This is a genomic window from Rickettsiales bacterium, assembly GCA_035765535.1.
In the GTDB taxonomy this organism is placed as follows: domain Bacteria; phylum Pseudomonadota; class Alphaproteobacteria; order Rickettsiales; family JABCZZ01; genus JABCZZ01.
In genome coordinates, this window is the sequence record DASTXE010000004.1 from 129811 (window position 1) to 144213 (window position 14403).

Annotated in this window: 12 protein-coding genes, 1 other RNA gene and 2 pseudogenes; 6 read left to right on the forward strand and 9 right to left on the reverse strand. The window is 53.3% G+C overall.

The annotated features are described in order from the left end of the window. Nucleotides 1-36 precede the first annotated feature (36 nt). Nucleotides 37-1878, reverse strand: a complete 1842-nt coding sequence (locus VFT64_06515) for a type IV secretory system conjugative DNA transfer family protein (GenBank protein HEU5047480.1) — start codon at nt 1876-1878, stop codon at nt 37-39. A 191-nt stretch (nt 1879-2069) separates the two neighbouring features. Between VFT64_06515 and grxC the strand changes: the two genes are divergently transcribed. From grxC to VFT64_06535, 4 genes are all read left to right on the forward strand, one after another. Continuing rightward, a complete protein-coding gene (grxC, locus tag VFT64_06520) occupies nt 2070-2327 on the forward strand; it encodes a glutaredoxin 3 (GenBank protein ID HEU5047481.1) in 258 nt (85 codons plus the stop codon). Nucleotides 2328-2393: 66 nt separating this feature from the next. After that, nucleotides 2394-2790: a transfer-messenger RNA gene (gene ssrA, locus VFT64_06525) on the forward strand. Nucleotides 2791-2816: 26 nt separating this feature from the next. Continuing rightward, entirely contained in the window at nt 2817-3308 is a 492-nt protein-coding gene (locus VFT64_06530) for a ClpXP protease specificity-enhancing factor SspB (protein ID HEU5047482.1), read from the forward strand. 95 nt (nt 3309-3403) lie between these two features. Further along, nucleotides 3404-3826 carry a hypothetical protein gene (locus VFT64_06535; protein HEU5047483.1) on the forward strand — a complete coding sequence of 141 codons (423 nt, stop codon included), beginning with the start codon at nt 3404-3406 and terminating at the stop codon, nt 3824-3826. Nucleotides 3827-3872: 46 nt separating this feature from the next. Here the strand turns inward: VFT64_06535 and VFT64_06540 are convergent, their stop codons facing one another. The 4 genes and pseudogenes from VFT64_06540 to VFT64_06555 form a co-directional block, all read right to left on the reverse strand. Beyond that, nucleotides 3873-4037: a Flp family type IVb pilin gene (locus tag VFT64_06540; protein ID HEU5047484.1), complete on the reverse strand. Its 165-nt coding sequence runs from the start codon at nt 4035-4037 to the stop codon at nt 3873-3875. 95 nt (nt 4038-4132) lie between these two features. Continuing rightward, nucleotides 4133-5614: pseudogene (locus tag VFT64_06545) on the reverse strand (DNA translocase FtsK). Nucleotides 5615-5983: 369 nt separating this feature from the next. Next, nucleotides 5984-6511, reverse strand: a pseudogene (locus VFT64_06550) (DNA translocase FtsK 4TM domain-containing protein). 54 nt (nt 6512-6565) lie between these two features. Next, nucleotides 6566-7597, reverse strand: coding sequence for an acyltransferase (locus VFT64_06555; GenBank protein HEU5047485.1), 1032 nt, complete (start codon nt 7595-7597; stop codon nt 6566-6568). Between the two features lie 238 nt (nt 7598-7835). On the opposite strand from VFT64_06555, the gene prfA reads away from it, so the two are divergent. Continuing rightward, nucleotides 7836-8912, forward strand: coding sequence for a peptide chain release factor 1 (prfA, locus tag VFT64_06560; GenBank protein HEU5047486.1), 1077 nt, complete (start codon nt 7836-7838; stop codon nt 8910-8912). 12 nt (nt 8913-8924) lie between these two features. Here prfA and VFT64_06565 read toward each other — a convergent pair whose 3' ends face one another. From VFT64_06565 to VFT64_06580, 4 genes are all read right to left on the reverse strand, one after another. Then, nucleotides 8925-9395 (reverse strand): RNA pyrophosphohydrolase, encoded by a 471-nt coding sequence (locus VFT64_06565; protein ID HEU5047487.1) that lies wholly within the window; start codon nt 9393-9395, stop codon nt 8925-8927. Continuing rightward, nucleotides 9392-10504: a divergent polysaccharide deacetylase family protein gene (locus tag VFT64_06570; protein ID HEU5047488.1), complete on the reverse strand. Its 1113-nt coding sequence runs from the start codon at nt 10502-10504 to the stop codon at nt 9392-9394. The genes VFT64_06565 and VFT64_06570 overlap by 4 nt, the downstream gene beginning before the upstream one ends. Nucleotides 10505-10564: 60 nt before the next feature. Next, nucleotides 10565-11878, reverse strand: a complete 1314-nt coding sequence (locus VFT64_06575; protein ID HEU5047489.1) for a S41 family peptidase — start codon at nt 11876-11878, stop codon at nt 10565-10567. A 180-nt stretch (nt 11879-12058) separates the two neighbouring features. Next, nucleotides 12059-13177, reverse strand: coding sequence for a TadE/TadG family type IV pilus assembly protein (locus tag VFT64_06580; protein ID HEU5047490.1), 1119 nt, complete (start codon nt 13175-13177; stop codon nt 12059-12061). A 207-nt stretch (nt 13178-13384) separates the two neighbouring features. On the opposite strand from VFT64_06580, the gene VFT64_06585 reads away from it, so the two are divergent. Further along, nucleotides 13385-14317 carry a complex I NDUFA9 subunit family protein gene (locus VFT64_06585; GenBank protein HEU5047491.1) on the forward strand — a complete coding sequence of 311 codons (933 nt, stop codon included), beginning with the start codon at nt 13385-13387 and terminating at the stop codon, nt 14315-14317. Nucleotides 14318-14403: the final 86 nt, after the last annotated feature.

Sequence of the window (14403 nt, forward strand, 5' to 3'; positions counted from 1 at the left end):
CAGCAACCCGCCACCGGAAGGCGAATAAATAAAACGCTAGGTTGTGGCCACTTCCTTCTTGCCGCCCCCACCTCCGCCGCCGCCAGACTGGGGTTTTTCCGGCTCTTTGGGAGCAGCTTTCTTATGCTTGCGCGGATCATAGGGTTCCTGTGTCGGCACGAAGCAGGTCGGCGGACCACTCTTCTTGGGGTTTTTCGGATCAAATACTTTCGAGGTAAAGAACGAATCCTGGTAATAGAAAATCTTCTTCGTCTTGATGGGCGCCGTCGATTCGATCAGGATGATCTGCTCGTCACGCGGCAGCGTAATCACTTCCTGCGGCAGCAGCAGCGCACGCTGCACTTCCGATTCGTTCATCGTACGGGATTTGGGATCGAAATCGAGGAACTTCGGAATATTCTTGGAATATTGCTTAACCGTCTTATTGCCCACCAGTTCGGAAATCAGCTTCGCGGTTTCAATGTTGTTCGCCGAGAAGGTGATACGGTAGTATGAGTTGGACAGGAACGAGTTCATGCCCGCATCTTCATAGATACCTTTCAATTGCTGTGTATCTTGCACGATCAGAAAGAGCTTCACGCGGTAACCGCGGAAGTAAGCGATACCAGTCTGGAACTGCTTCATTTCGCCCAGCGTTGGAAACTCGTCCATCAGGAAAAGTACGCCGTGCGGCTCATCCTTGCCCGGCATCTTACGCGTGAGGAAGTCCGTCGCCTGCTGGTAGAACACTTTCAGCAGCGGCTCCAAACGTTGCAAGTTGTCCGGCGTGACAGCGCAATAAACGGAAATCAGCTGTTTTTTGAGTTGCTGCAGGTCGAAATCGCTCGACGCGGTAGCGGTGTCAATCAGCGGGTTCGCCCAGAGTTCGAGGCCGGAGTTGAGTGTGGAAACAACACCGGAACGTTCCTTATCAGCCTTCTGCAGGAACGCCGCAATGTTCATGTAGGAGACCGGATGGATACGCTTACCGATCGTATCAAGCACGACCGCAAGACTATACACTACGTCATCGCTGCGCATCGTACGCACCACTTCGCCGAATGAACAGGGTTTTTCCGGCACCGCGTACAGATACAGGATCACGCCCAGCAGCAGCGAACGTGCTTCGTTCTGCCAGAATTCCTGCTCGGGAAGGATCAGGTTGCAGATCTTCTGCACGTCATCCACCATCTGGCCGGGCTTGCTGGAAATCCAGTCCAGCGGATTATAGCAATGCGTACGGCCTTCGGGATCGGCAGGGTTCCACATGAACACTTTCTGCCCCATTTTCTTTTCGCGATAGCCGCTCGTGAGTTCGTGGTTTTCACCCTTGATATCGTGACAGATCATTGACCCTTGCCAGAACACCAGGTTCGGCAACACGAAGCCCACACCTTTACCGGAACCCGTAGGAGCAAACAGCAGCACGTGCTGGAAATCGTCCGCGATCAGGTAGCGGTTGAGCCCGGTGCGTCCGAGCAGAAGTCCCTTCTTCGCGCGCAGCTTTGCGGCCTTGATTTCCGACTCCGTCGCCCAGTGCGCATCGCCATGCAGCGATTCTTTTTTCTTGAACGGACGGAAGTCGATCAGCGGCGCGCGCATCATGTACAAAAGCGTCAGGCTGAAAAACAGCGAGATGACCGGAGGCCCGAACAGATGTACGGTAAACTCGCCCGGAAACTTGGGATTCGTGTGATACGTATACCAGTAATTAAACAGATACTGCAGCATCGTTTCCAGGTAGCGCGCGCTATTGGCGCAGGCCTGCATGTATTTATAGCCGTAATTCCAGTAGATGATGCCGAGCCCGGAAAGGTAAAGCGGCCCTATCAGCACGAGCAGTATGATGAACAGAACGACGATTTTCGTACCGATGGCGTTTTGTAAATTGCCTGCCATAGAACTAGGGCTATCCTCGAATGGTCGGTGTGCGTATGGATCCGCAGCCGCCGCTTGGACGCACTGCACCTGTTATAGATTGTTTTAGGCGAAAACCGTCTAAATACAAGTGAAACTTATCAATGGATGCCAGAGCCGCCCTGTGGTAAACTACCGCCTTTCAGCAAGCACAAATCAATGGGGAGAATGAGATGCAGGAAATCACCATATACACCACACCGGTCTGCCCTTATTGCGTACGCGCCAAAGATCTGCTGATGCGCAAGGGGCGGTCAGATTATCGCGAGATCGATATCACGCAGCACCAGGACTACATGAAAGAAATGCTGGAGAAAAGCGGTGGCAGGCGCACCGTGCCGCAGATCTTCATTGGCAATACCCATGTCGGCGGGTGCGATGACCTTTACGCGCTGGATTCCGCCGGCAAACTGGATGCGCTGCTTAAATAGCACCTAAGAACGCTTTTCTAAGCCCTAAACCACCCCTTTACCCCTGGGTCTACCCCTCGCGCCTTGCCCCTTGCCAGTTGCAGTACCTTTCTATATAATAAGGGTGCTGGAAACAGCTATGGCAATAAATGGTTGCTCAGAATAGGCGATTCGGACCCGGGGGCGGAACCCGGCGTCTCCACCATCCGCCTTCCCCTGCCCTTCAGGCTGTGGGGCAAGGAAAGGCGGATAGCCTACGATATGGGGACGAATTAGGCTCGACGGGCGCAATAAAGGTGTAATTTTTGCTCGGCATGATACCGCCGTAAAGGATCAAAAACTATAAATGCCAACGACAACGTTGCATTTGTTGCTGCTAACGACAACAACGTCGTAGAAGTTCGCGCTGCAGCCTAATGGGCTAAGCGCATACTCTAGTATGTAACGCGGCTGGGGGGGTGCCGGGCAACAGAAACCCCCTAACGAAATAGCGAACGAAAGATACAGTAGATGACTTCTGAAACGATTGATTACGCTGCATTCATCGATAACGCCATGCGCGGTGCAGTGAGGGACATACTGCGTCAGGTGGAGCGCACCGGACTGCACGGCCAGCATCATTTCTTCATTTCCTACCGCACGGATTATCCCGGCGTCGAAATGTCCGACACGCTGCGCAACAAATACCCGCAGGAAATCACCATCGTTCTGCAATACCAGTTCTGGGACCTGCATATCTCTGAAGATAAATTCACCGTCACGCTGAGCTTCAGCAATATTCCGGAAAAACTCGTCATCCCGTTCGCCGCACTGACCGGTTTCGCCGATCCGAGCACGAAATTCGGCCTTAAGTTCCACAATACTCCGATGGACGAAGAAGAATCGCTGTCGCAGGAACAGGAAAAAGACGCAGCCGGAGCCGAGAGCGCAGAGGGCACGGATGGTGCACCGAAGGAAAGCGGGAAAGTCATCACGCTGGATGCGTTCCGCAAGAAATCCTAAGTTCCATTACGTACCCGATAACGCATTGATCCGCAGTTGTGATCGCATGCTTACGTAACGAGCGTTTGAATCCTTATTCCCAGATAGCGATCTTAATGGAACATGAATTTTTTCTTGCTGCTTTTGAGGGCTGCAAAATATCCAAGGCTGAATGGACACATGAAGCCCATGTCAGGATGGCATGGTTATATCTGAAAGCTTATGGGGATTGGACAAGCGCTTTACCGATAGTCCGAAACGGCATTAAGCGCCTCAATCAATCCCATGGCAATATGAATGGCTACCACGAAACCATTACAATCGTTTACCTGCAGCTTGTGGCAGAACGGCTAGAAGACTCCGAAACAGTATTAAGCTGGCCGGAGTTTATGAGAAAATATCCGGAACTATTGGATTATAACTCCCCTGCTTTTTTACGTTATTATTCGCGTGAACTCATTTTTTCACAGCAGGCAAGGCAACAGTTTGTAGCTCCTGATTTGACGCCTCTTCCTTTTCATGCTCAATCACCTGCATAATTCATCTATTCTTTAGCAGGCACTTCCAGAGTATTTTGGAGAAAGCCTAACGGCTCATATTGCTGGCGACATTATTGAACGTATTATTGATCGTATGACCAATCTGCTGGATCGCAACGAATGCAGCAATCGAAATGAACATGGCGATCAGCGCGTATTCAATTACGGTGGCCCCAGAATCGTCCCCTAACAGCATCTTCAAAATACGCATAAGCCATTCCCGGAATTGAAAATTTCTTAATCTTTATATCGTAACATCCTTGCACACAAACTGCAATATATTACAACTATTCGGAAATAAGCCTATTATCCAATAACTTCTCGTTTGCCCACATGGTTAGCCGGTCCCACAATACCTTCGGCTTCCATACGGTCGACCAGTCGGGCGGCACGGTTATAGCCTAATTTAAGGGTACGCTGCAGATAGCTGGTAGAGGCTTTACGGTCGCGCAGTACAATGGCCACCGCCTGACGGTAGATCGCCCCGTCGTCACTGTCGTCTCCCTCACCACCTTCCGTGAGCCCCAACTCCTCTTCCTCATCACGCGTGACATCTTCAACATAAGTCGGCGCGCCCTGCTCACGTAAATGCGAGACGATATCCACGACTTCATTGTCGCTGATGAAAGGACCATGCACGCGCGTAATGCGTCCGCCGCCTGCCATATAAAGCATGTCGCCGTGACCGAGCAACTGCTCCGCCCCCTGCTCACCCAGGATTGTACGGCTGTCGATGCGTGATGTTACCTGAAAGCTGATACGCGTCGGGAAGTTTGCTTTGATCACACCCGTGATAACGTCCACGGATGGGCGCTGCGTCGCCATGATGATATGGATACCCGCCGCACGCGCCATCTGCGCAAGGCGCTGGATGGAGGATTCGATCTCCTTACCGGCAACCAGCATGAGGTCAGCCATTTCGTCCACCACCACCACAATAAACGGCAGCGGATTCATATCGAGCGGCACTTCTTCAATGATAGGTGACCCACTGTCAGGATCAAACCCAGTCTGCACGGAGCGCACGAGATTCTCGCCTTTCGCGCTCGCATCGTTAATGCGTTTGTTGTACCCATCGATATTGCGCACCCCAAGGCTGGACATCAACCGGTAGCGGTTTTCCATCTCCTTGACCGTCCATTTAAGCGCCACCACGGCTTTGCCGGGCTCCGTCACCACAGGTGCCAGCAAATGCGGAATATTGTCATAGACCGAAAGTTCAAGCATCTTCGGGTCGATCATGATGAATTTGCACTGATCCGGCGTCAGCTTGTAAATCAGCGAAGCGATCATGGTGTTGATGGCCACGGATTTACCGGAACCCGTCGTACCGGCCACGAGCAAATGCGGCATGCGCGCAAGGTCCACGATCACGGAAGTCCCGCCGATATCCTTGCCCAGCGCAATCGGCAGGCTGGCCTGCGTACCCACGAATCCTTCATCTTCCAGCAGTTCGCGCAAATATACGGTCTCGCGGGACTGGTTCGGAAGCTCAATACCGATGACATTGCGTCCCGGAATCGTGGAAATACGGGCCGAAAGCGCGCTCATCGAACGGGCAATATCATCCGCCAGGCCGATCACGCGCGAAGATTTTGTTCCCGGCGAAGGCTCAAGCTCATAAAGCGTCACGACCGGGCCCGGACGCACTTTCACAATCTCGCCGTTAATACCGAAATCGTTCAGCACCGTCTCCAGCAGGCGCGCATTCTGGGAAAGCGATGCTTCGCTGACCTGTTGCTTCTTGGATTTCTTGCCGGGTTCCGCAAGCAGCGTAAGCGACGGCATTTCATATTCACCCATGCGCTGCGGCAGGTCGAATGAAGTCTGGGCCGAGCGGGAACGGTTTTTGAGCTTCGCCGTATCCACCAGATCCTTGCGCATTTTCTTTCTAACGGGACGAGGCGCCTCTTCTTCTTCCTCTTCCTCTACTTCTTCCTCATATTCCTCATCGGCCGTTTCTTCACTATGCTCCTTGCGCGCCCAGAGCCAGCGCAGCCACGCGGGGCGCTTATGGCCTTCTTCCTCGTATTCCTCATCTTCTTCCTCTTCCTCACGCGCACTCGAACGCCCAAAGATCACGAGTCCTACCATATTGAAAGCCCCACGTATGGCTTTCCACGTACCCCGGCTGAGCGCACGCCATTCGCGCCAGGTAAGCCCCAGCGCCACCGGCAGCGCTAGCAGCAGCAACGGTACGGCAACTAGCGCATAGAGCGCCGCATTGAAGTGATGAAGCACCCAGCTCTTCGTGAGGAAGCCGATAGCACCTCCCAACCCGCTATCCCACGACACGGGAACTTCAAGCAAAGACAGAATGGAGGAAAGCAGCACAAGGCTTAACAAGAACATTGCAAAACGTATCCCTACAAGCGAAGGCACGCGCTTGCTCGCCAGCAACCGCCAGCCCCAGGCGGCAATCATCAATACAACAAGGATCGAAGCCAACCCCAACGGCTGCATGACGGAATCCGCAATCGCAGCTCCTAATGGCCCGGCCATATTGCGCACGGGATTGTTATTGATGCGGTTCGGGGACGGATCGGTATTATGGAATCCCAGCAGCGCAATGGCCATGAAGAACGCAAAACCGATAAAAAACAGGCCGATCAATTCCCTGATCAGCCGGCTGGACCACGGCATGGAATTCTCAACAGTGATAGCCTTACTCATAAATGCTTGCATTTCCGGTCGGTTGTTACCGCGACATCATACTTTCCCGGGGGTTTTTATGCAAGATCAGGTTTTAAGCGCTAGGGCACGCTTTTCCACTAAGTGCCAGGAGAGCACGGCGCACAGGAATGTCGCGCAGAAACTGGCAAGCTGGAACATCCTGAAATCCGCGTCATTGCCGAGCAGGTGCAGGAAGAATTGCTGCATGACGAACGCGTAAAGGTAAAACCCATAAGAAAAATCGCCCCAGCCGCCAAATCCGTGCAGCAGCGGCAGCCGCATGAATCCGAAACAGATGATGCAGTAAGCAATCGTCATATCGAACAAGACATATCCCACCGCCGGATAAGGGAGGTAGATACTGACACCTGCAACAACCGCCGCAATCGCAAAACCTCCAAGCGACGGGGGAACTCTTTCACGCGCAAGATAAAGGAACGCACCGGCAGCGAATTCGCTGGCCAGCCGCACAATAACTTCCCATTCACTCCATGCATGACCGAAAAACACCTGCTTGGAATGCAGGTGCATGACCGCCCCGTATATCCGCACGGCAAAAAGCCCCAGCAGTATGACGCCAAGCAAACGCGGCTGTAATATTCCGAGCACGCCCAGCAGTGCAATCACGCCGTAAAACCGCACCCCGTGCGGCAGCACCCACAAACTGCCATTAACGACGTCGCTCGCATTATCTTTGAAAACATCCGGCAGATGTTCACGTACAGGAAAGATCAGCAGATTGTGCAAATAATCAAACGTCAAGGGACTGACAAAATAAGCATGAGGGGAGAGCTTCGTGCTGACAGGGCCGATCACAAAAACGGTCAATAATATGACCACAACCAGAGCGGGCAAAATTCGCAATGCACGGTTGCGAATAAAAGGCAGCAGCCGCTCATTTATCTCATAACTGCGGGTAACGAAATAGCCGCTGATAACGCAGAATACCGCCACTCCAAGATCGGCAAACGTTCCAAATGGCACGAAACGGGTCATGGGATCGGGCAGCGCGCCCAGCGTGTAACAATGGCCATACCACACCAGAACGGCGGCAACAAAGCGCAAAAAATCGAAATTATTGCGGTGGGAGGCTTCCATGTGCTAGATTATATGCGCGGATCAGATCGTTTATGCAAGAGACTTCTTTACGGAGGGGATTGTTTCAAAAGTCGCTAGACCGTCAGCGAAAATAGCAGTTTTACTGGAATCGCAGCGCAGCGTACGTAAAAGTACGTGAGCAGCGGAAGACGGTAAAACTGCTATTTGCAGCAAGGTATAGTAGACTTTAGAAATAATTCCCGCTTGACCTTAGCAGGATAAACATTAAGAAACTCCCATGAATTTTGAAGATAAACTAGACATGCTCACCCGCCGGCACGACGAACTGCGCGATGCTATGGCGCGCCCGGATGCCGGAAATGAATTCGCAAAACTCTCCAAGGAGTTTTCAGACCTGAGCCCTGTCGTGGACTCGATCAGGGAATTGAAGAAAGCCCGCGACGAACGCAAAGCCATGCAGGAAATGCTGGCCGATCCGGCTTGCGATGCCGAGATGAAACGCATGGCGGAAGAAGAACTGCGCACGCTGGAAAAACAGATTCCCGATCTTACGCGCCAGGTGCAGCTTGCTCTGCTGCCTAAGGACGCAGCCGACGAGAAGAACGCCATTATCGAAGTCCGCGCTGGCACGGGCGGCGAAGAAGCCTCGCTGTTTGCCGCGCAATTATTCCGCATGTATCAGCGCTACGCCGAAAATCTGGGCTGGAAGTTTGAAATACTGTCCTTCTCCGACACCGGCTTGGGCGGCTGCAAGGAAGCGAGCGCCGAAATACGCGGCCGCGGGGTATTCGCGAAACTCAAGTTTGAATCCGGCGTGCACCGCGTACAGCGCGTGCCCGTGACGGAAGCAGGCGGACGTATTCATACTTCAGCGGCCACCGTCGCCGTGCTGCCGGAAGCGGAAGAAGTCGACATCGTTATCAATGAAAAAGACCTTCGTATCGATGTGTTCCGCGCAAGCGGCCCGGGTGGCCAGTCCGTCAACACGACCGACAGCGCCGTGCGCATTGTCCACATCCCGACCGGATGCACCGTGCAGCAGCAGGACGAAAAATCGCAGCATAAGAACAAGGAAAAGGCGATGAAGATCCTGCGCTCACGCCTGTATGAAATGGAACGCGCCCGCGCCGATGCCGAACGCGCCGCCTCACGCAAGGACCAGGTAGGCAGCGGCGACCGTTCCGAACGTATCCGCACCTATAACTTTCCGCAAGGCCGTGTGACCGACCACCGCATCAACCTCACGCTTTATAAAATCGACGCCGTCATGGACGGCAGCGCAGTGGGCGAGCTGATCGACGAACTCGTCTCGCACGATCAGGCGGAAAAGCTCGCGGAATACGGCAACAACTGACGCTTCCCAATATCAAAAGAACTTCTGGAACTCCGCCACCAGCTCCGTATAAAGCTGGCGCTTGAACGGAACGATAAGATCCGGCAGCATCTTCGGTTCCACCCATCGCCATTCGGAAAACTCCGGCTCATGCGTGGCAATATTAATGTCCGAGTCCTTGCCGGTAAAACGCAGCAGGAACCATTTCTGGCGCTGGCCGCGGAAACATCCGCCCCAAATGCGCGGAATCAGCACTTCCGGTAGGTCGTAATAATACCAGTCCTTGCTTTCGGTAATGATCTCAGCCTTGCCGGTACCGATTTCCTCTTCCAGTTCACGCAGCACGGTTTCACGGGGTGATTCGCCTTCATCCATCCCGCCCTGCGGCATCTGCCACGCTTCTGAAGTCATGTCGATACGCTTGGCAACAAACACTTTGCCTTCCGCGTTAAGCAGCATAGCGCCCACACCAGGGCGATAAGGTAATGACGCAATAGAACTCATGGCAATACTTTCTTAGCGATGGTCGAAACCGGCACAAGGACGACTCCCTGCCCCTGTAGCGAATCCACCCAGGCAGACAGCGCTGCCGTTGTCGGCGGATAAGAATGGACAAGCCCAACGGCATAGCCCTGCTTCTTGGCCGTATCCACAAGGGTTTGCAGATGGTTTTCTATATACCCTTTGCTCGGAGTCGCATCAATCAATTCGTCGATACCCAGCGTATAAAACCCGTTGATCTTTGCAAAATCCTCCAGATCGGAATTCTTCTGGGTCTTCACATACAGGAATAAAAGCCCGCGTTTTTTCAGCTCGACAAGATACGGTTTAATCTCTTCCTTATTGGACGTCATCGTTTCACCCACACTCGCCAGCATGCCGATATAGCCGGGGAACTGGTAAAGCACCTGGTGAAGGCGGCGGATATTTTCATCCGGACTTAAATCCTCCATCAGGCCGAACATGCCGGGGTCGGAGAACGGGTAATCGAACGTCTGGATCGGCAGATCCACCACCGATTCAAATCCGTCCCTGCGGGCGCGGAAAGCAATCTTGCCGCTGTCATTGGCATAGGGCGAGAAGCCAAGCGTGAATTCCGGTGGTAGCTTCAGCACATCCTGCGTCTGCGATTCATTAAGACCGAGATTAGTGAAAACGATCGCTACCATCGGCAACTGGGCTTTCACGCCGGCAGGACGCGAATAATATTTCCAGGGCTGCGTGCCGTCCGGTCCGACAATCGGCAGCGCTCCCTTGTCCGTCATTTCCACGAGGCTTTCCAGCGGCACGGGCATCATACCCTGCTTGTCCGGCGTCTGCGGTGCCGAAGGCAACGTTTTCACAGGCTGCGTATGCGTTTCAGGATTCACAACATTGCTGGCTGGAAGACCGCCGCCTTCAACAGTGCCGCTTGCGATAGTGATGACGGCACGCTGGCCGTTATGCACTGCCTGCTGGGTGAGTTCGCGGCCTGAGAAAGCCACCTTGATCAGCAGCGTCATCAGGAAAATACCCAGCGCATATGCCAACGCCGCCCACAGGTAGAAAGCGAATGAAAACTTCCTCGGCCGTTGCGTGCCATTCGTCCGTAACTTACCGAGTATCCCACTCACATTCATGACCCCATCAGCCTTCAGATGACGCAGGCACCAGGCGACGCCTCAACGGCGTGCCTAGTTAATCGTCTTATAGATTGCAAGCGAACGCAGCAGATCGATAGCGCGTGAAAGCTGGAAGTCTTCCTTGGCCGGGAGATCCCCGTCCGCAGTTTCAGAAGATTCCTCTTTCTTGCCTTTGCCTGAACCAGCCGTTTTTTCGCTGTCATCCGCCGACGACGACTCATCTTCCCTGCGCAGACGATGCGGCAGGTTTGCTTCAAACAGCGGCTTCATGGCACGCTTGATCGGCTCAATCTTAGCCTGTTCGACGATGATGTCCGGCGTAATACCCTTGGCCTGGATGGAGTGGCCCGAAGGTGTATAATAACGCGCCGTGGTCAATTTCATCGCACCATGGCCCGGCAACGGCATGATGGTCTGCACCGACCCCTTGCCGAAGGATTTCACACCCAGGATAACTGCACGCTTGTGATCCTGCAGCGCACCGGCCACGATTTCCGATGCGGAAGCCGAACCGTTATTCACAAGCACGACCATCGGAACGCCCTTGGCCATATCGTCGCCATGCGCCATGAAGCGTTTGTTATTTTCCGGGTCGCGTCCACGGGTAGAGACGATCTCGCCGCCATCGAGGAACGCATCGGAGACAGCCACTGCCTGATCCAGCAGACCGCCCGGATTGTTGCGCAGGTCGAGCACGATGCCTTTAATGCCGCCCATGGCTTTCTTCTGCTTGTTCCACTCGTCTTTCAGCTTGTCGATCGTCTGCTCGTTGAACTGGGTGATACGCAGATAGATAATGCCGTCGCCTTCCGCACGCGAACGCACGGACTTGATACGGATGATCGCGCGCGTCAGCGTGAAGCTGAGCGGCTCGTTTTCGCCTTCGCGCAGCACCGTGAGTTTGATCTTGGTGTCCGGCTGGCCGCGCATTTTATCTACTGCATCGGACAGCGTCATGCCCATGACCGGCGTCTCATTAATCATGCTGATATAGTCGCCTGCATGAATGCCAGCTTTATAGGCCGGAGTGTCATCGATCGGAGAAACTACTTTTACAAGTCCGTTCTCCATCGTAACTTCAATACCAAGCCCGCCAAATTCGCCACGGGTCTGGATTTCCATTTCCTTGAAATTCTTTTCGTTCAGATAGCTCGAATGCGGATCGAGCGAAGAAAGCATGCCGTTGATCGCCGCTTCAATCAGATCCGTGTCCTTCACCGGTTCCACGTAATCCGTGCGCACACGCTGGAACACCTCGCTGAATAGATTCAGCATATCATACGTGTCATTTTTGTCTGCGAGGCTGATACCGGAAAAAATAACGAGGGCGACTGCTGCGACGGAAAGAGGAAGGAGGCGACGCATGAAAAACTCCAAGAGTTAGCGATGGCACTGACGAATCTGAAATGAATCAGCAATACCGTTCTTAAATTAAACAAATGAAAAGAACAAGGAAGAAAGCAATAAAAATAGTTGCATGGCAGGAAAACCATGACAGCAAAAAGCCCGCAGTCAGAGACAGCGGGCTTCAGGAATTTTCATGCTTTAATTAGGGATAAAAATAATCGTCCAGGAAGCATGCTCCGAATACACCAGCCTTTCGGTGTAAGGCCCATAGTTACCGCCGCTGGCCATGCACATATCGGCGCTGCCACTATAGGCGGAACTCGTCGGAGGCGGCGGACCAGTATCCAGATGGACGAACGAGACTGCCCAGTCATGCCAGTTACCGTCATTACCCGCACCGGGATAGATCAGGTTACCCTGCGCTACAATCTGTCCGGCAGGAAGATCGGCCGGAACCGTAAAAGTGATATGCGTACAGATTGTGGCATAGGGTAGCGTAGTGGGATAACCGCTTGAAATCCACGGAGCTGCAGCCCAATCCGGAGCGATGCCGCCTGTGCCGTCCCAGTGAGAAGAACTGGCCTTGGTATTCGGCCATGCAATGCCGCCGGCAAACACGTAAGGAATATTCTGGCAGGAGAACAATCCTGTTTTAGAATTATAGGTCAGCTTCTGCCATGGCTCGCTGCAATCTGTAGCCGTACTTCCGCTGCCCGTCTGAGTGAAAGGTACGCACTGCCAGGGCGGATTCTTCGTATGGTCGTATTGAAGAAAATAACCATTTTTAGTGCAATCCTTGGGCACAATTGAACCGATCTGCACGACCCCGGAAGACTGCGTGATCTGTATGTTCTTCGCCCCTTTAACAAAATTCCCCAGTGGCGTAACGCTGCTTTTTGCCAGCGCAGCGCTGATAACTATATAATACGCACCTGTTCCTGTCGGATCACTGACGTTAAAGTTTGTATCGGCACAAGGAGTCGCCGCTTGTGCAACCGCAGCGGAAGCATAGGCCCGTCCGCAAATATAATTACCGCCCGTTTGGAACTTGACCAACCCGGAACCATAGCTTTTTGCCAGAGTCTGCAACTGCGCATTCGTAAGGCTTGGGTCGCGCTGGATGGCCTGCGCAAGGCTGCTGACGGCGCTGGAAGTGATCTCCGATTTGACGAAATACATGCCGAATTCGATGACCGCCAGAGATAGGACAATAAATGCCGGAAGCAGGATGGCGTATTCCACAGCGACGGAGCCCTGGTTGCCGATCTTGCGGAATAAACGGGAAAAGAAGAAGGTGGAAAGGGTGCAGTACTGCATATGGTTAATGAAAATAAAATGTTAAGAATTAACCTATTGTTCCATAATGGGTGTAATATAGCATAATTTTAGTTAATAAATCGTTAAAAACCGTTAAGTCTTTTAAGCTTCGCGGTTAAGTTGTGGTATTATATCGGAATTTTTAAATCCGCCCCGGCCAAAAAAGCGATTGAGTTTACCGGCGCTTTTGCTTAGAAATATTCCCCTATGGAAAGAAAGATTATCACAGTCATTGGCGGTACGGGCTTTCTCGGCCGCTATGTTATTGAACTGCTGGCCGCCCAGGGCTGGCAGGTGCGCGTTATCGCGCGCGACGTGGATTCGGCGCTTAAATTAAAGACCTACGGCGATGTAGGGCAGATCGCGCTGATGTCGGGCGATATTACAAAGCCCGCCTCCCTGCAGGGCAAGCTGGATAATTCTTTTGCCGTCGTCAATCTCGCCGGGATTCTTTATGAACGCGGCAGGCAGCGCTTCAATGCCGTGCATGTCGAAGGCGTGGAAAAACTCGTTGCAATGGCCGCGCAGGCTGGCGTGCCGCATTTCGTGCATGTCTCGTCGCTCAGCGCGGACGGTGCCGGTCAGTCGCAATATGCGCGTACCAAGGCCGCCGGGGAACGCGCCGTGCGCGCAGTCTATCCGGGCGCTTCCATCCTGCGCCCCAGCGCCATCTTCGGCGCGGAAGATAATCTGTTCAACCGCTTCGCCAAAGCCGCTAAGATCGCTCCCTGCCTGCCGTTGATCGGCGGCGGCAAGACACGCTTCCAGCCGGTTTACGTCGGCGACGTGGCACAGGCCGTTTCAGTATGCCTGGCCGGAATTCCCGGAACATTCGAATTGGGCGGACCGGATATTTACACCATGCGCGGCATCATGGAATTCGCAAGCCGCACCATAGGACGCAAGCCCTGTTTCATTAACATTCCCTTTTCCCTGGCCGGTTTACTGGGCAGCGTGGCTCAGTTCCTGCCATGCCCGCCTTTGACGCGCGATCAGGTTATCCTGCTCCAGCATGACAGCATCGTCACTCAGGGGGTAAAAACCTTTGCAGACCTTGGGATTGCACCGCAATCCGTAAGCAATATCGTCCCGGGTTATCTTGCCCGCCTTGCCAAGGCAAACTTTCATATTCAGGCATAGTATTTGGCCAAAAATGCGAAGAAAGCTTGCATAACCGCCAAATCCATGTTAGGGCAGGTCGCTTTCCTTTTCCATCCGCACGCTTG

What these genes read in the sequence shown, in the direction of transcription:
- prfA (HEU5047486.1), top strand. Translation starts at nt 7,836, where the DNA reads ATGAATTTTGAAGATAAACTAGACATGCTCACCCGCCGGCACGACGAA.
- VFT64_06585 (HEU5047491.1), top strand. Translation starts at nt 13,385, where the DNA reads ATGGAAAGAAAGATTATCACAGTCATTGGCGGTACGGGCTTTCTCGGC.
- VFT64_06580 (HEU5047490.1), bottom strand. Translation starts at nt 13,177, where the DNA reads ATGCAGTACTGCACCCTTTCCACCTTCTTCTTTTCCCGTTTATTCCGC.
- VFT64_06540 (HEU5047484.1), bottom strand. Translation starts at nt 4,037, where the DNA reads ATGCGTATTTTGAAGATGCTGTTAGGGGACGATTCTGGGGCCACCGTA.
- VFT64_06565 (HEU5047487.1), bottom strand. Translation starts at nt 9,395, where the DNA reads ATGAGTTCTATTGCGTCATTACCTTATCGCCCTGGTGTGGGCGCTATG.
- VFT64_06555 (HEU5047485.1), bottom strand. Translation starts at nt 7,597, where the DNA reads ATGGAAGCCTCCCACCGCAATAATTTCGATTTTTTGCGCTTTGTTGCC.
- VFT64_06575 (HEU5047489.1), bottom strand. Translation starts at nt 11,878, where the DNA reads ATGCGTCGCCTCCTTCCTCTTTCCGTCGCAGCAGTCGCCCTCGTTATT.
- grxC (HEU5047481.1), top strand. Translation starts at nt 2,070, where the DNA reads ATGCAGGAAATCACCATATACACCACACCGGTCTGCCCTTATTGCGTA.
- VFT64_06535 (HEU5047483.1), top strand. Translation starts at nt 3,404, where the DNA reads ATGGAACATGAATTTTTTCTTGCTGCTTTTGAGGGCTGCAAAATATCC.
- VFT64_06530 (HEU5047482.1), top strand. Translation starts at nt 2,817, where the DNA reads ATGACTTCTGAAACGATTGATTACGCTGCATTCATCGATAACGCCATG.
- VFT64_06515 (HEU5047480.1), bottom strand. Translation starts at nt 1,878, where the DNA reads ATGGCAGGCAATTTACAAAACGCCATCGGTACGAAAATCGTCGTTCTG.